At 57.1% G+C, this 22,464-nt stretch carries 11 protein-coding genes; 6 read left to right on the top strand and 5 right to left on the bottom strand.

The features are described from left to right. Positions 1 to 22: 22 nt before the first annotated feature. The 3 genes from G7068_RS07330 to G7068_RS07320 all read left to right on the top strand — a co-directional run bounded on the left by G7068_RS07330 (position 23) and on the right by G7068_RS07320 (position 6,840). Positions 23 to 3,523 (top strand): FG-GAP-like repeat-containing protein, encoded by a 3,501-nt coding sequence (locus G7068_RS07330; protein ID WP_166290667.1) that lies wholly within the window; start codon positions 23 to 25, stop codon positions 3,521 to 3,523. 10 nt (positions 3,524 to 3,533) lie between these two features. After that, positions 3,534 to 5,285 carry an S-layer homology domain-containing protein gene (locus G7068_RS07325; RefSeq protein ID WP_166290665.1) on the top strand — a complete coding sequence of 584 codons (1,752 nt, stop codon included), beginning with the start codon at positions 3,534 to 3,536 and terminating at the stop codon, positions 5,283 to 5,285. 115 nt (positions 5,286 to 5,400) lie between these two features. Then, positions 5,401 to 6,840 carry a CHAP domain-containing protein gene (locus G7068_RS07320; RefSeq protein WP_166290662.1) on the top strand — a complete coding sequence of 480 codons (1,440 nt, stop codon included), beginning with the start codon at positions 5,401 to 5,403 and terminating at the stop codon, positions 6,838 to 6,840. On the opposite strand, the gene G7068_RS07315 is transcribed toward G7068_RS07320, so the two are convergent. Both G7068_RS07315 and G7068_RS07310 read right to left on the bottom strand, forming a co-directional pair. Further along, positions 6,819 to 8,867, bottom strand: coding sequence for a family 43 glycosylhydrolase (locus G7068_RS07315; protein ID WP_166290660.1), 2,049 nt, complete (start codon positions 8,865 to 8,867; stop codon positions 6,819 to 6,821). The genes G7068_RS07320 and G7068_RS07315 overlap by 22 nt on opposite strands. Positions 8,868 to 9,019: 152 nt before the next feature. Then, positions 9,020 to 9,517: a GtrA family protein gene (locus G7068_RS07310; RefSeq protein WP_166290658.1), complete on the bottom strand. Its 498-nt coding sequence runs from the start codon at positions 9,515 to 9,517 to the stop codon at positions 9,020 to 9,022. Positions 9,518 to 9,584: 67 nt separating this feature from the next. On the opposite strand from G7068_RS07310, the gene G7068_RS07305 reads away from it, so the two are divergent. Then, a complete protein-coding gene (locus tag G7068_RS07305) occupies positions 9,585 to 10,373 on the top strand; it encodes a glycosyltransferase family 2 protein (protein WP_166290656.1) in 789 nt (262 codons plus the stop codon). Positions 10,374 to 10,382: 9 nt separating this feature from the next. Here the strand turns inward: G7068_RS07305 and G7068_RS07300 are convergent, their stop codons facing one another. Next, on the bottom strand, positions 10,383 to 11,654 hold the full coding sequence (locus G7068_RS07300; RefSeq protein ID WP_166290654.1) for a hypothetical protein: 1,272 nt from the start codon (positions 11,652 to 11,654) through the stop codon (positions 10,383 to 10,385). A 415-nt stretch (positions 11,655 to 12,069) separates the two neighbouring features. Here G7068_RS07300 and G7068_RS07295 point away from each other — a divergent pair, with 415 nt between their 5' ends. Next, a complete protein-coding gene (locus G7068_RS07295) occupies positions 12,070 to 14,763 on the top strand; it encodes a CDP-glycerol glycerophosphotransferase family protein (protein ID WP_166290652.1) in 2,694 nt (897 codons plus the stop codon). Between the two features lie 248 nt (positions 14,764 to 15,011). Beyond that, complete coding sequence (locus G7068_RS07290) at positions 15,012 to 17,663, top strand: S-layer homology domain-containing protein (protein ID WP_166290650.1); 2,652 nt, start codon at positions 15,012 to 15,014, stop codon at positions 17,661 to 17,663. On the opposite strand, the gene G7068_RS07285 is transcribed toward G7068_RS07290, so the two are convergent. After that, entirely contained in the window at positions 17,660 to 20,005 is a 2,346-nt protein-coding gene (locus G7068_RS07285; protein WP_166290648.1) for a CDP-glycerol glycerophosphotransferase family protein, read from the bottom strand. The two genes, G7068_RS07290 and G7068_RS07285, sit on opposite strands and share 4 nt — an antisense overlap. After that, on the bottom strand, positions 19,998 to 22,442 hold the full coding sequence (locus G7068_RS07280) for a bifunctional glycosyltransferase/CDP-glycerol:glycerophosphate glycerophosphotransferase (RefSeq protein WP_166290646.1): 2,445 nt from the start codon (positions 22,440 to 22,442) through the stop codon (positions 19,998 to 20,000). Before G7068_RS07280 ends, G7068_RS07285 begins: the two co-directional genes overlap by 8 nt. Between the last annotated feature and the right edge of the window lie 22 nt (positions 22,443 to 22,464).

Genomic DNA, 22,464 nt, shown 5'->3' with positions numbered 1-22,464 from the left:
CGTTAGGAACTCTGGGGGAGTCATGTCAGGCTTTGGTCGATCGGTAGTGACGGTGGCGCTTGCAACAGCGCTGGTGTCGTCGCTATTTGTGGTGCCTCTCGGCGCAACAACCGAGGCCGCAGCCGAGTCGCCCGCGATCCTGAATTCGCTGAATAATGATCAGGATCCGGGTACCGGCACGGAGCCGTCGAATGTGACACAGGATCCGGGCGCTGGCGATCCCGAGCCGACTGATCCGCCAGTAGCACCTCCGACGACTGAGCCGACGGATCCGCCAACTGCTGAGCCGACGCCGCCGACCACGCCCGCTCCCGAGCCCACACCCGAGGGAGACGAACCCCGCGGACCCAATGGTGGGCTCGCGTCGAACTCACCAGGGCCGGCGTCTGCGCGACCAGCAGAGGAAGCGCCCGATGACCAGGTGCTCGGTGGTTTGTCGAGCCGGGCCATGGCCAGCGAGCTGCGTGGATCCATCATCGGTGACAACTACCCGGCGAAATACAGAAACCTGCCCTGGCCATACCCCAATGGCGCCTACATCTGGGACGAGTGGAACTTCGCCTACCGGCAGTGCACATCGTTTGTGGCTTGGCGCCTCAACAGCGCTAACGGTGTGCCGTTTTCAAACCAGTACCTCGGCTTGACCCGGTGGGGTGATGCCGGGCAGTGGGCAGATTCGGCTCGCGCCGTTGGTGTGCGCGTTGACAGTACCCCCGAGGTTGGGGCGGTCGCCTGGAGCGGCCCCTGGTACAAGGGTGCCTCGGAGTTTGGGCACGTCGCATGGGTAGCGCAGGTGCTCGACAGCGGCCAGATTGTCATTGAGGAATACAACAACGGGTGGGCGGGTGCCTACGGTACCCGAACAATCTGGCCGGGTGATTTTCAGGGGTACATTCACATCAAAGACCTTGCGAACTCGTTCGTAAAAACGACGACTCCCACCATCAGTGGTGCCGCAGTTGTCGGAAGTAAACTCACGGCGAACCTTGCAGGCTGGACACCCGCAGTGACGGGGCTGCGCTATCAGTGGCAGCGGAACGGTGTTGCGATCGCGGGAGCAACCGCGAGTACCTACACCCCGACGATGACGGACCGCGCACAAACCATCACCGTCGCAGTGACCGGGAGCCGAGCAGGTTATCGAGCGGAAACCAAGGTTTCGGCGGCGACCTCCGCGGTGCTGATGATTGACTCGGACGGTGACGGTCTTGACGACACCACGGAGATGTTGCCGTGGAACTCGGACGTGAACGGCGACGGCCTTCCCGACGTTGTGGGCTTTGGTGTCGACGGTGTGCAGGTCGCGCTCAACACAAAGACCGGTCTCGGCCCGATGAAACAGTGGGTGGCGGGTTTCGGTGCAAACAACGGGTGGTCGCCGCTGCGCAACCCGCGCACGCTTGTTGATGTGAACGGTGACGGCAAATCTGACGTTGTTGGCTTCGCAAACAGTGGTGTGTATGTGGCTACCAGTACGGGTAGCGGGTTTGCCGCGCCGAAACGCTGGGGCGAAGGTTTCGGTGTTGACCTGGGATGGCAAGTCGATAAACACCCGCGCACCCTCGCCGACATTAACGGTGACGGGTTGCCCGACATCGTTGGGTTTGGTGAAACTGGTGTGTATGTTGCCTTGAACACGGGAAGCGGTTTCGGTCCCGAGCAGAAATGGAGCAATGAGTTTGGGGCGACCGCGGGGTGGCGCGTGGATCGACACCCCCGCTACTTGATCGATGTAAACGGTGACGGCAAGTTGGACATCGTCGGATTCTCGAACTCGGGTGTCTCGGTCGCCCTCAGCACCGGCAAGAGCTTCGCCGCCCCGAAGCAGTGGTCGACGGGCTTCGGATACAACAGCGGTTGGCGCATGGAAAGCCATCCGCGCATGCTTGCGGATGTGAACGGCGACGGCCTGCCCGACGTTGTTGGTTTCAAAGACGACGGTGTCTATGCGGCGATCAACACGGGATCAGGGTTCAAAGCCCCCGTTCGATGGAGTGACAATTTCGGCACCGCAAAGGGCTGGCAGACTGGGCAACATCCTCGTGTACTCGCCGACGTTAACGGTGATGGCCGCGCCGACATTGTTGGCTTCGGTGAATCCGGAGTGATGGTCGCGCTGAGTACGGGAGCGAAGTTTGGAGCCGGGACCTGGTGGTCGAGTGAGTTTGGTGCCCTGAACAACGGCAAGCCAAACTGGCAGCTCGACCGCCACCCGCGGATGGTGACCGATGTAAACGGTGATGGCCGCGCGGACATCGTTGGGTTTGGAAACGGCGGTGTGCGAATCGCCTACAACACCGGCAGCAAGTTTGCTGCCGCGACCTCCCCCCTGAATAACCTGGGGTACACCGCTGGTGGCTGGCGGGTTGATAGTCACCCTCGAAGCATGAACATCCAGACGCTGAGCAGCCGGCCAGTGCCGGGCGTCACCGGCTCGGTGCGGGTCGGGCAGCAGATTAGTGGCGCCGCCGGCAGCTGGCAGCCGCGGCCGGTAAAGCTCAAAATGCAGTGGTACCGCGACGGAAAGGTCGTGAGTGGGGCGACCTCAACCAACTATGCAATCACCCCCGATGATCTTGGGACGAAGCTGTCCTTTGGGGTGACGGGGTCGAAGCTCGGTTACGCGGCATCGCAGCAGCGGTCGAAGGAGTTTGTTGTCGCGCCCGGTGTACTGCAGGCCCCGACGCCCACGATTGAGGGGCAACTGCGAGCAGGATCGGTTCTGCAGACAAAGGTCGGCAACTGGGGCCCCGCCCCGGTTCAGCTGAAATACCAGTGGAACCGCAACGGATCCCCAATTCAGGGCGCGACGAGCGCCAGCTACAAGCTGTCGAGCGCGGATGCCGGGCGTCGCCTTACGGTGACCGTCACCGGCTCTAAAGCTGCCTACGATACCGCTTCGCGCACGTCTGCCCATGTCAAGCTGAAAGGGGCCCCGCCCGCGCCCGCGAAGTCTCCATTTATTGATGTACCGGTGACTCACAAGTTCTACCGGCAGATCGCCTGGATGCACCAGACCGGACTTTCAACGGGAACTAGGACCCCGCAGGGCGCGGTCTACGGGCCCAAAACCGCGGTTAGCCGAGAAGCAATGGCCGCGTTTCTGTACCGCCTTGATGCGCTCAAAACATGGAAACCGCCGGCAGCATCGCCGTTTATCGACGTTCCCGCGAATTATGGGTTCTACCGGCAGATTGCCTGGATGGGGGAGACCGGGCTCTCGACCGGCACCCGAACTGCGGCAGGAGCCCGCTACGACCCGAAGACTCCGGTGTCGCGTGAGGCGATGGCGGCGTTCCTGTACAGGCTCGAAGCGCCGAAGGGATACACGCCACCCAAGACCTCACCGTTCGCCGATGTGCCGACGAATCATCGTTTCTATCGAGAGATTTCATGGATGTATTCCTCGGGTCTTTCAACCGGCACACGACAGCCCCACGGGAAGCCCGTGTACTCTCCGAAGGACCCGGTGTCGCGTGAGGCGATGGCAGCGTTCCTGTACCGTATGGAGACCAACGGGTAGGCTGTAACCTATGCTTGCGATACTGAAGAAATTCTCGATCGCCTTGCTCGCCGGGGGACTCGTCATTGGGGTGCTCGTTCCCGGGGGCGTTGCGAATGCTGAAAGTGGCACTGCTTCTGACACGAACACGGGGGCCCAAGAGTCACCCGCGCCCGCGCCAGAAGAGTCCGCCGACCCTGCTGCTCCCGTGACAGAGGATCCCGCGGATCCCGCTGTCCCCGCGACTGAGACTCCAGCTGATCCCACTACCGAACAGCCGCAGTCTGATGTTCCTAGCGCTGAACCCGTCGCGCCGGAGAACCAGGATGTACCGAGCGAAACGAACCCCGACGGGTTTCAGACTGAACCGAGAACAGCTGAGGAGAACGAGAAAATCGAGGCTGCAGCTGCGGGAGCGATTCCCCAGGCACGTGCTTTTTCTACGTCTTCGCTGGCGGCGGGTTTTAAGCCCGGTTACATTATTTCCGACACGAACTTCTATAAGGGCGACTCGATGTCGGCGGCCCAGATCCAGACCTTCCTCAACCAGCGAATGGCTGCCACGGGTGAGGGGCGCTGCACAATTGGCAACCCCGGCAGGACCCCCGGAACGCCCTTTGGCAGCACGGTTGTCGCGAGCCGCTGTTTGAAAGACGCGGCGTTTTCTTCACCCACTCGCGCGGCTAATGCCTATTGCAGCGCCTACCAGGGGAGCAACTCTGCCGAATCATCGGCGACGATCATTGCAAGGGTCGCGCGATCCTGCGGGATCAACCCCCGTGTGCTCCTGGTGATCCTCCAAAAAGAACAGAGCCTCGTCACCGACACCTGGCCAACCGTGCGGCAGTTTGATTACGCCACGGGAGCAAACTGCCCTGACAGCGGACCAGGAAACTCGGCGAACTGTGATGCGGGTAGTGCCGGCTTTGCAAACCAGGTCTACTTCGCAGCCTGGCACTTGAAGCGATACACGGCTCAGAACGGCATGAACTACAACCCGGGGCGCTTCAACACGATTCTGTGGAACCCGAACAGGGGCTGTGGAACCTCCCAGGTCTACATTCAAAACCTCGCGACGGCGACCCTGTACACCTACACGCCCTACCGTCCGAACGATGCCGCACTCAACGCCGGATGGGGCGAGGGTGATGGCTGCTCTTCCTATGGCAACCGCAACTTCTACCAGTACTACAAGCAGTGGTTCGGATCCCCGAACACTTTCTTCGCGGACGTGCCTGAGACACAGAAGTTCTTTAAAGAGATCGAGTGGATGGGCACCAGCGGCCTCAGCGGTGGATTCAAGACCGATGACGGGCGAGGTGTCATTTACCAGCCGTATGCCTCGATCTCTCGAGAAGCCATGGCAGCGTTCCTGTACCGTCTCGAGGGTGCGAACTTCACACCCCCGGCCGTCTCACCGTTTGTAGATGTGAAGCCAAGCGACACCTTCTATCGACAGATCACCTGGATGTACGCGAAGGGCTACTCAACCGGCACCAGGCAGCCGAGCGGTAAGCCAAAATTTGCGCCGAAGGATCCAGTTTCACGCTCGGCCATGGCTGCGTTTTTGTACCGATACAAGGGGGCAAAGTACACGGCTCCTAAGGTCTCGCCGTTTGCGGATGTGAAGCCAAGTGACAAGTTCTACCGCGAGATCACCTGGATGTACGCGGTGAAGTACTCGACCGGCAATAGACAGCCCTCGGGCAAACCGGCTTACCTTCCGCGGGACAACGTTTCACGTGGAGCAATGGCGGCGTTTATCTACCGTATGGAGCACTAGCTTCTGCGAGATTCCCACGAGTCACTGGGTCAAAAACAGCACACACATCAGTCTTTGCAAGGGGTAGCTATCGACTGAGATTTGTGCTTAATTGAACCCAGGACAAGGGGGACCTATGAGATCGTTCAGTCGACCGTTGGTTGGGGCAGTGCTATCGAGCGTTCTCGCCGCTTCGCTGGTGGCAAGTGGCTTGGGGACACCATCGAGGGCAACGGCAGAAACCGGGGACGCCGCCGAGCTAGCACTTGAGCAAGGATCCTCGGGAAGTCCTGGCGAGGAGCCTGGTGCAGTCACCGACCCTGCTGGTGGGGTGACGGAGCCAGGTACAGTTCCGGCTGAGACGCCGAGTGTCGATCCCAACCCAACACCGCCCGAGCCAACGGATCCGAGCTCGCCCCCGGAGACAACACCCACACCTGACCCTACGCCAACACCGACTCCGACCCCGGACCCTCCGGCCCCGCCGACTCCGACGCCAAAGCCCGATCCGACACCGAAACCGAAGCCGGATCCCAAACCGAACCCGACGCCAAAACCAAAGCCAGGCCCGAAGGCTGATCCAAAACCTCATCCCGGTCCCACTCCGGCTCCTCCTGCGGCACCGCCGGTTGCACCGCCAACACCGCAGAACACCTCGGATTCTCCGGGGCTAGAAACGGTTAGGCCGTCGGGCGGCATCTTCGACAGCCCCATCGTCATGAATCTTGGAGCACTGCGAGGCAAGATCATCGGCGATAACTATCCCAGCTACTACCGCAATCTGCCCTGGCCCTACAGCGGCGCGGCCAGCGTTTGGGACAGGTGGAACTTTGCGTACCGGCAGTGCACCTCGTTTGTTGCGTGGCGACTGAACACCGCGAACGGCGTTCCTTTCTCGAACCAGTATCTTGGGGTGGCTCGATGGGGCAACGCCGGGCAGTGGGCTGACTCCGCGAGAAGTGTCGGGATCCGCGTGGATAATGTGCCAGAGGTCGGAGCTGTCGCGTGGAGCGGGCCGAACTACCGGGACGCCTCAGAGTTCGGTCACGTTGCCTGGGTCGCAAAGGTGCTCGGTAAGGGCAAGATTGTGATCGAGGAGTACAACTATGGTTGGGGCGGTGCTTATCATTCCCGCGTAGTTGACTCGAATGAGTTCCAGGGATACATCCACATCAAAGACATCAAGGATTCGTTCTCGAAGGCCGCTGCCCCCGTCGTGGAAGGCACGGCGATGGTCGGCGGGAAGCTCACGGCGAGTGTTGCCGGATGGAAGCCTGCTCCCACGAACGTGCAGTATCAGTGGAAGCGCAACGGTATCGATATTGCGGGCGCAACCGCAAAGACTTACGAGCCAACGAAAGCGGACCTCGGATCCTCCCTCAGTGTCGAGGTGGTGGGGGATCGAGCAGGCTTCAGCGTCGCTGCGAAGAACTCAAAGAAAACTGACCGCATACTCCTTTCCGACGAGAACGCGAACGGAGTCGAAGACGCTCAGGAGCGGTTTGAGCTACATCTTGGGCTGAAGGACTACGGCAGGGCGGAGGATTCCGATTCCTACCCGAACTTCGAGTCGTAGCGCTGCAGGAATGCAGCGAACGCATCGCGGTTGGTGTTGCCCTTCTCGTCGAAGACGTAGGTTCCGTTTCCCTGGCTGTAGCCCGTGGTGATTTTGTTGTCGTACATCCACCGAATCTCACGGTAGAACTTCGACTGGCGGTTCACGTCGAGAAGCGGCTCTTTGCCCTTGGGGGTGTAGTTCTTGGTGCGGCTTAGCCTGTAGAGGAACGCAGCCATGGCCTCGCGGCTGATGGCATCACCGGGTTTGTAGAGGGCCTTGCCACCGTTGGGGTTTCTGCTGCCGGTGGAGAGACCCATCGCGTGCATCCAGCGGATCTCTTTGTAGAACTTGTTGTTCTTTTTACTCACGTCCGCGAACGGCTCGGCCCCCTTGGGGGTATAGGCCGGGGATCCCGCGTAGCGGTAGAGGAAGGCCGCCATGTCGGATCGAGTTGTGGACGTCTGGGGGAGGAAGTTGCCGTCCTTATTGCCGGTTGTGATGCCCTTGTTCGCCAGCCATCCGATCTGCGAGGCGAACTTGTAGTGAGCGGGCACGTCGGCAAAGCGAGCTTTTGCGCCGTCTGAGATCGAGATTTGGCCAGCCTGCCAGCGGTAGATGTTGGCAATCCGCAGCTGCCTCGTATCTGGGTCTCCACCCTGTGTGTAGGCGTGATACGCGAACTTCCAAGTTCCGTCAGCAGCCTGGAATGCACTGCCGCCGCCGGGCCCTTGAACGCTCCCCAAGCTGCCGAGCAGCCGGTTGTCTCCGGAGGGGCGTTTGCAGGGTGCTGTGGGGCCCTTTGGGCAGACCGCATAGCCGGTGGCGTAGTTGCTGTTGGTGCCGGGCTTTGCCCAGAACTCGCCGCCCGCGTAGAACAGATAGGTTGTGCCACCGATGGTCGCCATGGAGGGGTTCTCGATTGCGTGATGTTCCCAGGTCGTGGCAGAAGTGTCGCGATACAGCAGGTCGACCTTTTTGGTTCCCGCTTTGAGCCGGCCCGTCGTGACATCGATTTCTTGGGCGTGCAGGCCCTGCGCCTTGCCAGGAGAGTACTCGCTCTTCCAAAGCAGGTACCACTTGCCGCCATAATTGACGGGCTCAGGATCGATCACGCCGTTGAGGTAGTCGGTGGGGCAAACGACAGCAGAGTTACCACTGATGTATCGGTAGGGTCCGCCCGGATTTGTGGAGGTTGCTAGTCCGATGCAGAAGCGATCGGAGGTACCGTTTGCACGGACCGACATGTACGCGTGATACTTTCCGTTGAAATACGCGACCCCCGGGGCCCAGGTTTCTTGTGTGCGCCAACCGAGCGCACCCGGACCTGCCTGCGGTACCCACGCTGCCCAACTGGGTCGAGCGGAGACGAGGCCGTCGACGTTGAGCCAGGCTTCGACCTGATTGGGGAAGTAGTTCGTCTCGGGTTTCCACTGGACGTTGTAGTTGTACTGACGAATCTCGGCGGGAATCGCCGTGTCATCGAGCGGGTCGTAGTCGGACAGGCATCTGCTCTCGGCCCACCCGGAGTTGGAAGTGTAGGAGATGACGCTCCACGTCTTGAGATCCGTGCTCTTCATGACGGGAAGGTTGCGCTGTGAGGTGTTGGTTGCAAAGGCGTAGTAGACCGTCCCGCCCGCCTCCTTGACCGGCAGCACGAACGGATCGGCGAAGTTACCCTTGTAGGCGATGCCGGGGAACAGCCAGCCACCGTCTCGAATGCTCATAAATTTGCTATTGCACTGTGTGATTGGTGCAGCAGTTGCACTGGCGGTGAGCGGTTCGGGATCGGCCGAGGGTGTTGGTGGGGGAGTCTCTTCGGGGGCCGCTGTTGGGCTCGGTGAGGGAGTGGCGGTGGGTCCGGGTGTTACTTCAGGAGCCTCTGGCTTGTCGCTCGGAGCAGGCGTCGGTTCCGGGTCGGCGGAGGAAGTTGGCCCCTCCGCTTCCGTGGCGAATGCGGCCGTGGCCTGGAAGCCAGAGCCGCTAATCAGGAGCGCAAGAACTGTGAGTGCCCCGGCCGTCGCGGTGAGGGGTCGCGTGAGCTTCAAGAATTTTTCCCGTTAATAACCGGATGAAAAACCGGGCAACACAATAGACGCAACATAACTCCCTGAAAGTCAAACTCCTAGACCAGGGTACCCGTGATTCACGAATGTAGTGAATTGACGAGGTATTTGCTACTCAACTTCCTTGGGGAAGGTCAGCTCGCGGTCTCTGCGGCTTGAAGGTCTAGCTTGCCGGATTGCTGTCCTGTCTTCGGCTGTCCGGGCCTGAAAACAAAACGGTTGTAAAACAGGAACCGTACGAGAACCACGACGACGATGCTGGCCAGGTTCACGAAGTTGGTGATGTAAGGCCCGATCTCGCGGTTGAGTATCAGTGCGGCAGCTTCAACGCCGATCCACACCAAGGCGGCACCAAGACCGGTGCAGAGCAGGTTAACGATGAGAAATCGAACGACTTCATCGGTTCGTTGACGGCGTTCACGATGACGGAAAGCCCACTCCCTGTTGCCAAAGTAAGCATTGATGAGCGCGATTAACGAGGCGGCAATCTTGGCGGGAACGAGGTCCCAGCCCGCGGCAAACAACAGGAGATTGAACGCGGCGACCTCAATAAGGGTGCTGATTCCACCGACGATGAGGAACTTGACGCCAACTTTAGCGACCTGTTTCAACCGCTGCGATATTTGAGGCACCTCAATAGTCTACACTTGATTTCAAGTGCGTCTAATGCGCAACACCTATATGAACTTTAGGATGGTCGTGTCAGTTTCTCGTCTCGTCGTCGTAATGCCGGCTTACAACGAGGCCGAAGGCCTCCCCGGTTTCATTGAAGAAATTCGGTCTCACCTGAAGCCCCACGCTGAAGAGCTCGTATTTGTGATCGCAGACGATCAGTCGACCGACAACACTGTTGTTACTCTTCAGAATCTAGACACCGACGATGTGCGAGTGGTGCCCCAAGCTGTCAATCGAGGTCACGGGCCGACTGCCCTGGCTGCATACCGCGCGGGCCTTGAGCTTGCCCCTGATGTTGTGATCCATGTCGACGGCGACGGTCAGTTTATTGGTGAAGATTTTCCGAAGTTGCTTGCAGCGCTTCAGCCCGGCGTTGATGTCGTGCGTGGTGTGCGTCAGAATCGCACCGACCCATGGTTCCGAAAAGTCCTTACGGCTTGTGTGCGGGCAGTTATTTCGACCGCTGCTGGCAAGTGGCAGCCGGATGTTAATACACCTCTGCGGGCTTACCGTCCCGAAGCTCTACAGGTGCTTATCGAAGCCATTCCCGAACACCCAGCTGTTCCTCACGTTCACTTCTCACTCGCTGAGGCGCGTGGAAAGTTCGTGACGGTTGATATCCCTGTTGAGAGTATCCCGCGACGTGGATCAGAGGAGACAGGAACAATGTGGGGGCAAGTGTCCGCGCCCAAGCTGCCGCCCAAGCGTCTGCGGCAGTTCACCCGTTTGGCGGCAGCTGAACTGTGGCAGGTATCTCTTCGCCCGGGCGCGCCAACCCGAAAGGTAAAGCGCCAGGCCGCTGCGGCGGCCTAGGTCGCTAAACTACTTCAGCTCGTAGAGGTAGAAGTAACTATTCTCGTGAACGAGATCGTAGTTTGAGTCGAGCAGCTTTTGCATCTCGGTGATCGGTTCCTGTGTTTTCGGCCGGATCACCCACCGCGGCTTCTCGTCTGAGACAAAGTTCAGAACTTCTTGCTTGATCTTTGGATCAATTTCAGACCACTTGTCTTGGAGGAAATAGAAACGCTGAATCGGGAGCGTGTCTGTGATCAAGAAGAACTTTGGTTCAAGGTTCCAGCCGTACACTTGGCTGCGATCTGATTCAGGGATCCACTCGAGAATGCGCTCCGCCGCGGCCGCGTAGCTGGCTTCATTCTTTGGTGCAGGCGAAACCGTGCTTCTGTGTACATAACCGAGCATCATGGGTACCGTCAGCAATAAGACAACGATGGCAACAAGGAACTTTGACTCATTCTTGACCGCCTGCATGATCAGCACGGACCCGAGAAAAACAATCGGTAGGCCAAGCTGCAGGTAGTGCATGTAGGCGTTTGTGTTCATGAACATCACTGCACCTGATAGCGCCACCATTGTCCAGCTGAGCGCAAACCACTCTTGACGCTTGTGGATTTGGCGATCGACTATTCCGCCAACGAGGCCCAAGAGTAGTGCGAATGCGCCAAGTATCCCGTACGGGGTGCCAAGCAGGCTGTTGTAGTCGTAAGGGTAGGCGCTGTTGTACAGCGAGTTGAAGGTAAAGACCGCGTAGAGCATTTCGCTGAGCGAGCCTGCGAGCGCGAACCAGGCTAAGAAGGCAAACGTGGTCGCTGCAAAGCCTGCCAGAGAGATCAAAAGCGGTACCCAAACTCGCTTCTTTTTGATGAGGGCGAAGACAAAATAGACCAGGAAAATAGCGAAAACAGGTACAGCATTATTGATTCGAATAAACGCGAGAAACGCAAAGCTGGCACCCGCAACGGAGAACCAGATGAGAGCGAGTGGCTTTCCTGTGCACCACTCGCGAGTCAGGAGCATCAAAACGAGTGCGATGAAGAAGAGCGAGTATTCCTCGGTGAGGTTTCCACCCTGGTAGGGAGCCACGAGGAAAGCGAGCGTAATAATTACGGCAAGGCCTCGTAGTAGCGGTGAAATGAAGTGCTTGGCGATGCTGTCGAGGCAGAGCAGGGTTCCGAACAGCGAGAGAACCTGGATAATGAAGATCCCGATTCTTCCTGGCCAAATGACCTGTCCAAGCCATTCGATAAGGAAAAGGCCTGGGCCCTTGTGGTCCCAAATGTCAACGTAGGGTGCCATGCCTTCGGCAAGAGCGTGTCCGAAAAGACGGAAAGCAGCACTGTCGAACCCGTATGTTGGATTGAACGGTCCGGTTGTGGAGGAAAACAGTGTGACGAACACTGCGGCTGCTCCGAAAAGTAGGGGGTATCGCAGCAGGTGGCTGTATCGTCTCACAGGTGAGTCTCTCTCGCTCGAGCTTCAAGCTTGCTGTTGGTTCGCTTGATCCACAAATTTCCAGGGTAGCAAAGCGGTCTTCTTGCTTGATCGCTGACACGCCAATCCCTCAAAGCAAGAGTATTGGGTAGGCTTAGTTTCAGGGACTTACCTGGTGGTAAATTGTTCCAAAGTATTCGCGCTGAGCTTTTGTGTGCATTTGCGCCTGCATTGAGAGCGCCGAGAAAAAGCTTGAAGCGTTTGTTACGAAGGGTGATTTATGACTGCGGGCCAACCACGTTTTTCGGTTGTGATGAGCATCTACAACCAAGAACCATGGATGGATCAGGCCATTGAAAGCATCATCTCGCAGGATTTGGGGTTTGAAGAGCACATTGAGCTGATTCTCGTAAATGACGGCAGTGTGGATGGCAGCCTTCGCAAGTGCGAGATCTTCAGGGAAAAGTACCCGAACAACGTTGTCGTTATTGATCAAGCAAATCAGGGGCTTTCTGCCGCTCGAAACGCGGGCATGGCTGCCGCAACTGGTCAACTGGTGAATTTCTTTGACCCTGATGACTTTCTTGCGCCAAACGTGTTTTCGGAAGTTTGGGATTTTTGGCAGCGGCACTCGTCCGAGGGCTTGCCGTTCATTACTATCCCGCTTGAGCTGACCGGCGCGAAGAATGGACGCCATGGAAAGTACGAATTTTTCCCCGAAAAGAACGCTGTAATCGATCTGCTGGAAGAGCCCGGCAACTTTGTCTTGTCTTCTGCCGCGAGTTTCTATCCCCGTGAGAATATCGAGGGGGCTAAGTTTGATAGTTCCATGCTCTCTGCGGAGGACTCTCTGTTTAACTTTGAGCTTCTTGCTCGGTTTGGGCCGCGCTTCGGCTACGTGTGTGAGCAAGGTGTCCAGTACGAATACACACAGCACGTGGCGGGGGCAAATCAAGTTGCAAGAAGTGTTCGTACGGCTAGCGGATTTCAGAGTGCAGTTACCTTGCTCTCAAGGCTTCTCCCACCCGTAGGTGAAGAAGCTCCCCGGTATCTCAAGGAACTGATCATTTATGAACTCAGGCAACGTATCGGAAGGATGCGGCGCAAGTATTTTGAGAGCGACGAAGAGTATGAAGCCTTAGTCGCAAGCTACCGAGAGTTCATTGACTACCTCGACCCAGAGACCCTCAAGACTTCACCGTGGGTCACCAGTATGGTCAGACACTTCATGTTTTCCTCGGCCATGACGCGAGACCAGCCTTGGCAGCTGGGCGCCGACGGGATGGTTTTTGACCGAGAAAATGAGCTGTTTCACCTCGATACCATCCCTGTTCAAGTAAGACGCATCAATAAGCGCCCTGAGGCTGCCGAGATTGAGGCTGTCTTCTTCAACTACTTCATCTCCGGCTTTGATCTTGTAATGGTTTCAGATACGGGGGACGTTCTTGAGGCCAGCGGAGGGTTCTCAGGGAAGAACGAGTTCTCGAAGCGCGATGGTGAGTTTATTGCAACGGAGACTCAGTATCGTAAGTTCCTTCTCCCGGCCCCGTCGCGAGAGTCTCGCTGGAGATTCGCGTTTCGACTGACTGCAACTGGTGAACTTCACTTCGTTGCAGATGTAAAGCAGTGGGGAGAAAGCCCTTTCCGTGGATATGACCCGACGCGAAAGAGCATTTCAGAGACGTATTGGATGCGCTTTCTGCCCGAGAGTAATGAGTTTTGGATAAATCGTGCTCACACAAAGGTAGGACTCTATAACCTTAGAAGCACTTTGCGTCTGCTCTGGAAAGAGAAACGATTCGTTCCAGTACGCCTGTTTTCGAAGCCCCAGAAGCGAACGATTCTGATTACAGATCGCCCTGGATTCGGTGACGATAATGGCGAAGCGCTCTTCCGGTACGTACAGGAATCTCGCCCCGATCTGAAGAACGATACTTGGTTAGTTCTCGCCAAAACGGCACCGGGGTACAACGAGCTAAAGCGAACCAAGCGTATTGTGAAACCCGGCTCCTTTCGGCATCGCCTGCTTTTTGTGAATTGCAGAATCCTGCTGACCTCTCACTTGTCCCCAACTCTCATGTCGCCATGGGGCAAGCGTGTGCACGCGGAGATCGCGGATCTCTTCGATCGAACGCTTGTTTGGTTGCAACACGGTGTGACGATGAACGACGTTGGGAGTACGTTCAACCGGCTCCCACTGAGTATTGATGCCGTTGTAGTTGGCACCGCGCACGAGGAGCATTTTGCCTTGCGCGAAGGTCTGCTTTATGACGAAGAAACCGTACTGGGCACGGGCTTTTCTCGCTTTGATCTGCTTGAAGATCAATCCGCCGGTAGCAAGAAGAGAAGTATTCTCTACGCTCCGACGTGGAGAACATGGCTCACAGGTCGAATCATGCCTGATGGCAGCCATGAGGTCATTGATGACTTCGAGGAGAGCCTTTACTTCCAGCAGCAGCGGCAGTTGCTTTCTGATCCAGAAATCCTTGAGGCGTTGAGGGCTGCAGATGCTTCAATCGACATGCTTTTGCACCCGGGTATGGCGGCATACGTAGATAATTACAACGCGCTTGTGTCTGATCGGGTGCGAGTGCATCGGCCCGGATCTGTGAAGTATCGAGACGCATTGAACTCGAGTGTGGCGATGATTACGGATTACTCGAGCGTGTTCTTTGATTTCGCTTACATGGGGAAGCCAGTCATCCTTGATCATTCGGATCAGGAGGAGTTCCGCACCCATCACTATGGTGAGGGAGTCTTCGATTATGCTTCCTCGGCCCCTGGTGCTGTGGTGGACGACTTTATCGAGCTCAAGCGTGAGATCTTGGCGATGATTGACGGCGGCTTCAAGATGGAAGAGAAATATTTGAGCCGCTTGGACGGCGTCTTTTTGCATCGTGACCAAAAGAACAGTCAGCGTGTTATTGAGGCTGCTTTGAATGTTGACCAGCGCAGGAGAGGACTGCTCGTCTAGTGCCTAGAGCCTTTTCCTGAGGTGCCTGGACCGATCAACTGTCGGTACGCGCAACTCATAAGGCGTTTTCGAAGGTGTTGTAGCTAGTCGAGGCCTCAGGTCGGCGTTCGAAGCGATGTAATGAATCTTGCAAGTATCAATGTTGCAGAAAAGCCGATTTCTGCTTTAACAATTCGACTTTCTTGTTAATTTGCAATGAAGTGATACTCTTCTTTAAATTAGGAAATCCTTCTTTTTAGGAGAGGTCAATGGAGAATTCGAGTCTCGGTTTGGTCCGCGTGATCAATGTCAGGCCAGTGCGAAGGAAGAGCTCGTCCAAAGGTCTTAAGGTGTCGTTAATTGCGTTCTTGGCCGCAGCTATGGTTGTAGTGGGGACACCCAACCCGGCACTTGCCGACCCGCAGCCGCCGGAATCAGATTTGTTCGTTGAAGACCAAGTTGAGGAATCCGGGCAGGACGCAGAACCTGAATTATCTAATACTGAGATATCTGACGAGAGCCTGTCCGCTAAATCCGCGAGCGAACCTGAGCCAGTTCAACCGGCGGTGGAAGAACCCCTGCCGACTGCATCCGCCGAGGCGGTCAGTGATCTGAAATACCTGGGGGATCTATTTGCTTCGGCGCAGGCGGGGGCCACCATTACAGTGCCTGCAAGGACCTATAACCTCACTGGAGACGTAATTGAACTGCCATACGCCAGCAATGTAACGGTCATCGCCACTGGGGCTACCTTTACGGGCCAGGCGACATTTGGATCGGCTCTCGGTCAGGGCCTGAAATGGACTGGTGGAACCTTTACTGCAGGAGGTTCTGGCGGGAGCGTCCACTTCGCCCTTATGCAAGTCAAAAATGCTGCATTCACTGATATGAAATTTGATCGAGCGGTGGCCTTTAGAACACACGTTTTTGATGTGATGGCTTCGGATAGCATCAGGATCAACAACATACGGGTGATCGGCTACGGCTCTGGGACCGATTTTACGGGACTGACGGATCACGCGCGCTATGCGGAAGCCGTGCAGATCGACCGACACGCAGAAGGCTCCGGTGGGAACGCTTGGAACTATGGGCTAGACAGACTGTTTAAAAAGCGTGCTGGGGGCAACTACTTTTTGCCTGATCGACACAGCACGAATGTTACGGTGGAAAACTCCACATTCGAAGCCGCGCGTGACGGTTCAGGAAAAGTGATTTCGTGGGCCCAAAGTCCGATAGGGCAACACTTTGCTGGTTCTTCTAACGAAGCGATAAATATCGTCTTCAGAAATAATGTGGTGATCGACCCGGTCCCTGTTGGCGGCACGGCCTACGATGGAGCGCTTCACTTTAGTCCTGTTGCCGGCCTTACAGTTACTGGCAACACTTTTCGTGCTAACGAAAGAATCGGTGTTTGGATTCAGCTAGTAACCGAGAAAAAGCTCACGAAGGGAGTGAATATCTCCGGCAACAAGTTCTACGGCATGAAACCGTCAAACAGTTTCGTTAATATCAGCGTCGTTGGAAACGCGGCAGGTTCTGCCCCTCTGGTCTCCGGTGTCTCTATCAAAGACAATAGCTCCTATGTTGAGGACATCGTTCCAATGCGCGTTGCGCAGCAGGGGAAAACAGCGCGGATCGCTCCAATAACCCAGTCGAACAATGTATATCGTGGTCCTAACTTCTATGATGTGCCTGAAAGTTATGGGTTCTTCAAAGAGATCAAGTGGATGAAGGACGCAGGCATTACCACCGGAAACGCGGACGGCTCCTTTGAGCCGAAAGTAAACACCAGTCGAGTGGCGATTGCTGCGTTCATGTACCGCGCGAAAAAGGCAAGCTACACAGGTCCTAGTTCCTCGCCGTTTGCGGACGTGCAACCGGGGGACAAGTTCTATAACGAGATCGCATGGATGCATAAAGAAGGCATCTCTACTGGCACCAGTCAGGGCCCAGGCAAGAAACCCCTGTTTTTGCCCAGCGACAGCATCAGCCGAGAGGCCATGGCCGCCTTCATGTATCGCTCCGAAAAAGCGACCGCACCCGCACCCGCGGTTTCACCATTTGCGGATGTGAAGACCACGGACACCTTCTACAAGCAAATTGCTTGGATGCACTCAAGCGGTATTTCGAACGGTACGAAGCAGCCGAGCGGCAAGCCACTGTTCGAGCCCAAAAACTTGGTGACCCGTGAGGCGACAGCGGTGTTCCTCTACCGCGTAAGAGCTGAGCCTGATGCACTGAAATACAATTATTTGTCGGGCCACGTCACCAATTTTCCAGGTCGCAAATGTACCGGTGGTTATGTCGTGGCCGGAACTTCAGGAACTTTCATCATGACTGCAGGACACTGCGGAAACACCGGTCAGATAGTTTCCGGAACTCAGGCCCCTTTCGCAAAAGTTGCTGCGAAGAAGCCAACGGATGGGAGCGATTCGCTATTGATGTCTGCATATGCTGGCGTAACGTTGCCTCAAATCGTGATCGATCCAGTGGGAAAGCAGTACCCCGGAACGAATGGCCAAATTAAGGGTGTTGTGTCGAGCTCGCGACAAGTTGAAGGCTTCCTGGTCGGAAAGATGGGTGCCACTTCTGGATGGACCGAAGGGAAAATCACAGGCGAGATTTCTTGGTACGGACGCACTGCAATCTGCTCGACGGCGCAAACTCGCCCAGGTGATAGCGGCGGGCCTGTTTGGCGATCAGAAAATGGGGTGGTCCGAGCAGTGGGAATGATGGTCGCGTATGAGCCCGCAACCGGACATGGCTGTTATTTGCCGATGGACCAACTGCTCAAAGACTGGGGGGCGTGGCTGCCTCTCTACGGCGGTGGTACGGCTCCTGCATCTAGCGCGTCAGAGTCTCAGATCCCGTCTGACCTTCCCAAATTGGATTCTAGGAATTTTGTCGAAGCCGTGGGCTAGAGAAGCCCAAGCTCCTCAAGAATCTTCCGCGAAGCATCACCCTGCTCCCAGCACAGGAAGCGCTCCACGAAGTTTCGGCGCTTAGCGTCGTAGCGCTCAATCCAGGACGCACGGTCGGAGCTCAGTCGAATGGCATCAATGAGTTCTGTGGTCGTCTTGGCGACCGCTCCGGGCGCGACCTCGTCGACGTTGAAGTAGCTGCCGCGGGTTGCGTTGTAGTACTCGATGTCGGGCGTAAACAGCACCAGCGGTTTGCGAAGGTGCGTGTAGCCAAACATGAGAGATGAGTAGTCCGAGATCACCACGTCTGATACCGACATCAGTTCGTTGACGGAGCCGCCGATTTTGTGAACATTGGCTCGGGATCGCGAGGCCTCGGGGTCCAACGTCGCGGGACTGTACGCGGGATTAACACGAACCTCTCCCATGAGCTTCACAAATGGGGAGGGAGCGGGATCCTGCGCGAAATCGGTCAGCTCTTGAAAGTCGATCAGGGCCATCTGAGTGTGGTTGAAGGGGTGCACCTTCATGACGAGCTGGTACTCATCACCCAACTGCCGCTGCATCTCCCGCACATCGAGTAGGCAGGGAAACCGCGAGCCCTTTTTGTTGCGAAACGTTGGCGCGTACAGCACGATCCTTTTCTTGGGGTCGAGCCCGTACCGTTGCCGTATCGTGGCCGACTGATCACCCGGAGGGGGCGTCACGAGCGCATCGTGCTGCGGTAGACCGGTCGCAAGAACCTGCGCGTTCACCGCGTGTGACTTCATGAATGTTTCAGCGACGAACGGACTCGTTGAGACGAGGTAGTCGTAGCGCCTGGTGCGTGCAAGAAAAGTGGCTCGCCCTTTTGCCGAGATCGCATGCTCCGAATCGAGGCCCATTTTTTTAATGGGAATGCCGTGGGTGACCTGCACCTCAATCTGGCCGCGCCGCTTTTGTGTAAACCGTTGAGCCCCGTACCCAAGCTGAAAGTTCACGTCGTTAAAGAGGTACTTCGCTCTCCACAGGTAGTAGTAATACGCGAGGCTGGTGTTGCGCACGACTCGGATCCGGTCTGGGTGGTCGGCCAGTCGAGAAACCTCGGTTTGGATGCGCTCATATTCCGCGCCCGCCGCAAATACCACGCTCTGAAACTGCGGATTCTGTCGATTCAGCTCGAGACAGATGGCAGGTGGGCCAAACGACGGCGAGAAGTTCTTTCCCCAGTAGGACGAAAACACCGCCGTCTTTTTCATCACCGGGAGCGCAAATAGTGCTGGTCGGAGCACCAGATACACCATCAGATTTCGAAGGCTGCGCTTCGTCGTTGGCCAGCGAAGCGCCCGACGGTGTGGCTTAGCGCCGGAAGGCGCCTGCAGGGCTTGTTCAAGGGCAACCGCATCGCCATGCTTTGCCACCATTGCCCACTCAGCGATAGGGGACTGCACTCGCGCAATCGCCTCATCTGACACGGGTCCTAGTATCTTGTGTACTTCTTCAGCGATGTAACGCTGTGTCTCAGCGTCGTGCTTCGGGTACTCAAAAAATATGCGCCGCAGGTTGTAGTCAACGATCGCAAACCCCAGCTCCTCGTTCAAACGGGGTGAGGATCCGCGCGCCGTGAAGTGCTCCTGAATATGCGAAAGTGCCCACAATCGATCGTGAGCCTTGGCTGAGCTGAGCGTCTGAGTGATGCTGCCGGGGGTTCTGCGCCAGAAGTACCCCGCATCTGCGAACACATCAAACGAGGAGGCCTTGTCGAAGAGAATCGGTGTGGTTGCAACGTCTTCGAAGATGCGCCCCTCAGGAAACCTGACCCCGCTGCCGACAAAGAACTCGCGTCGATAGATCTTGTTCCACGCGGTGAAGTCGCGCAGGTACTCCGGGTGATCGTCGAGCGTCAGCCCCTGCCGCGACTCGAAAAACAGGTCCTCACTTCTCACAAATGGTCTTGCGTGGCGATGCCGCGCGGAAAACCGGTACGGCGCGGCCGTAATGAAGTCGGAATCTGACTGACGCAACACCTCAAGCATGCGCGCGTAAACCCCGTCAGGCACGATGTCATCGGAGTCGAGAAACGTCACGTGTTCACCCGTCGCAGCGTCGAGTCCCGTGTTCCGCGCCGCCGACAGGCCACCGTTTGGCTTTTTCAGAACCTGAACCTCTGCGTGACGCTTCGCCCACTTCTCGGCGATGAGGGCCGATCCGTCGGTGGAACCATCATCGACAACAATGACCTCGAACTGCCCCGCGCCCAGACCCTGCTGAAACACGGAGGCGAGACACTGATCGAGGTACCGGGCCGTGTTGTACACCGGCACCACAATCGAGAGTAATAAGGGTTTTGTAGAGCTATTCACGTTCTGCAACCGCAACAAGTCCAAGTTCCGTGAGGATCTTGCGTGCTGCGTCACCCCGATCCCACACCAAAAAACGCTCGATGAAGTCGTTTCGCTTCACATCGTACTGTTCGTTCCAAGAGGCCACGTCCGAGCTCAGCTGGATCGCCTCAATGACCTGCTCGGTGGTCTTGGTGACGGCTCCTGGTGCAATCTCGTCGACGTTGTAGTAACTGCCGCGGGTTGCGTTGTAGTGGTCGATGTCTGGCGTAAACAGCACCAGCGGTTTGCGAAGATGTGTGTAGCCAAACATCAGTGACGAGTAGTCAGAGATCACAATGTCGGCCACAAACATGAGCTCGTTGATGGAGCCGTCGACCTTGCGAACAGTGTCTCGAGATCGCGATGCCTCGTAGTCAAGCGTCGCGGCAACGTAGGTAGGATCCAAACGAACCTCACCCATCAACTTTACGAACGGGGACGGGGCGGGATCCTGCGCGAAATCGCTCAGCTCGCGGAAGTCGATCAGGCCAATCTGAGTGTGGTTGAAGGGGTGCACCTTCATCACGAGCTGGTACTCGTCGCCGAGCTGCTCCTGCATCATGTGGAGATCGAGCAGGCAGGGAAACACAGAGCCGTCAGCATTCCGGAACGTCGGTGCATACACAGCGATTCGCTTTTTGGGATCCAGGCCATACTTCTTGCGGATCCGCCGCAGTTCGTGCTCCTCCGGCGGCGTAAAAAGTACGTCGTGCTGCGGCAATCCAGTTTGCAAGACACTCGGCTCGATACCGAAGGAGTGTGCGTAGGTCTCTGCGACGAGAGGGCTGGTCGACACAAGGTAGTCACAGCGCTGGCTGCGCGCGAGAAACACGGAACGCTCCTCGAGGTCAATCGCTGCCGCTGAATCGATCCCCATCTTTTTGATCGGGATTCCGTGCGTTGTCTGCACCTCGATTTGTCCTGGCCGTTTGCCCGTGAACTTATCGACGCGGAAGGCGAGCTGAAAGTTAGCGTCGTTAAAGAGGTACTTCGCTCTCCAGATGTACCAGTAGTAGGCGAAGCTCGTGTTGCGAACCACCTTGATTCTGCGAGGATCCGCAGCGAGCTCTTTCACCCTCGCGCGAATCAGGCGTCGATCGTTTCGTGTTGCGAACACGACACTTCGCATCGTGGGGTTCGAGCGGTTGAGCTCAATGCAGACTGCCGCTGGTCCGTCTGAAAGCGAAAACTTCTGACCCCAATAGTTTGAGAACACCGCGGTGTTTTCGAGCAGCGGCAACCGAAACAGAACGGGTCGCAGGGCCAGATACACGAAGAGGTTTCGCAGGCGGCGCGCGGTTTCGGGGAGCCGACGGGAGCCACGGAGGCGATCGCGCAGACTCTGTCGCGGCAATGCCTGAGAATGCGCAGCGACGGTTGAGCCGGGCGGAATGTCTGGCAGATTCTCATGCTGCGAGGTGCGCAGTGCCCTGTTGAGTCCCGCAGCGTCGCCGTGCTTTGCCAGCATCGCCCACTCGCGCAGCGGTGATTGCACCCGAGCGATGGTCTCATCGGACACGGAGGCGAGAATTTCTCGCGACTTCTCCGCGATGAAACGCTGTGTCTCTTCATCGAGCTGAAAGTACTCGAGAAACGTCCAGCGTAAGTTGTAGTCGACAATTGCAAACCCGAGTTCGTCTTGCAAACGGGGTGAGGATCCGCGACCCTCGAAGTACTGCTGTATGTGCGCGAGCGCGCCCAACCGGTCATGCGCCTTGACTGGCTTGATCGTCTGGGTGATGCTGCCGGGTGTCATACGCCAGAAGTAGCCTGCCTCGGCGAACACGTCGAAAGCCCTGGCCTTGCTGTAGAGGATCGGGCTGGTGGCGATCTCTTCGTAGATGCGCCCCTCTGGGAAGCGCACTTCGCTCTGCACAAAGAATTCGCGTCTGTAGATCTTGTTCCACGCGGCAAAGTCGCGCAGATACTCGGGATGCTGCTCAAGCGTGACCGATCGCCGCGATTCCCGGTACAGGTCGGCGCTGCGCGCAAAGGGTTTCGCGTGCCGATCCCAACCCGCAAATCGGAAGGGGGCTGCAGTTATGAAGTCTGAGCCGGTCTCCTGCAGCACATCGATCATGCGCCGATACGCGCCCTCGGGAATGAGGTCGTCTGAGTCTAGGAACGTCAGGTACGTGCCGGTCGTGAGTTCAAACCCGGTGTTGCGCGCTGCCGAGAGGCCGCCGTTCGGCTTGGTAATCAGTTGAACTTCGCTGCGACGCCTTGCCCATTTTTGGGCTATCAGTCCTGAGCCGTCGGTCGAACCATCGTCAACAACGATGACTTCAAGCTCGCCCGGCTCGAAGCCCTGGGCAAACACAGAGGTGAGGCACTGATCGAGGTACTGAGCGACGTTGTACACGGGCACCACGACCGATAGCAGGGGTTGCGCGCTTGAGCTGCTCACATTACTCATTCATTAGATTCTAGTTGCAGGC

Origin of the sequence: Leucobacter viscericola, assembly GCF_011299575.1 — a bacterium.
GTDB lineage: Bacteria > Actinomycetota > Actinomycetes > Actinomycetales > Microbacteriaceae > Leucobacter > Leucobacter viscericola.
This window is presented reverse-complemented; position numbering and strand designations above follow the sequence as displayed.

What these genes read in the sequence shown, in the direction of transcription:
- G7068_RS07330 (WP_166290667.1), top strand. Translation starts at nt 23, where the DNA reads ATGTCAGGCTTTGGTCGATCGGTAGTGACGGTGGCGCTTGCAACAGCG.
- G7068_RS07325 (WP_166290665.1), top strand. Translation starts at nt 3,534, where the DNA reads ATGCTTGCGATACTGAAGAAATTCTCGATCGCCTTGCTCGCCGGGGGA.
- G7068_RS07320 (WP_166290662.1), top strand. Translation starts at nt 5,401, where the DNA reads ATGAGATCGTTCAGTCGACCGTTGGTTGGGGCAGTGCTATCGAGCGTT.
- G7068_RS07300 (WP_166290654.1), bottom strand. Translation starts at nt 11,654, where the DNA reads ATGGCACCCTACGTTGACATTTGGGACCACAAGGGCCCAGGCCTTTTC.
- G7068_RS07295 (WP_166290652.1), top strand. Translation starts at nt 12,070, where the DNA reads ATGACTGCGGGCCAACCACGTTTTTCGGTTGTGATGAGCATCTACAAC.
- G7068_RS07290 (WP_166290650.1), top strand. Translation starts at nt 15,012, where the DNA reads ATGGAGAATTCGAGTCTCGGTTTGGTCCGCGTGATCAATGTCAGGCCA.
- G7068_RS07280 (WP_166290646.1), bottom strand. Translation starts at nt 22,442, where the DNA reads ATGAGTAATGTGAGCAGCTCAAGCGCGCAACCCCTGCTATCGGTCGTG.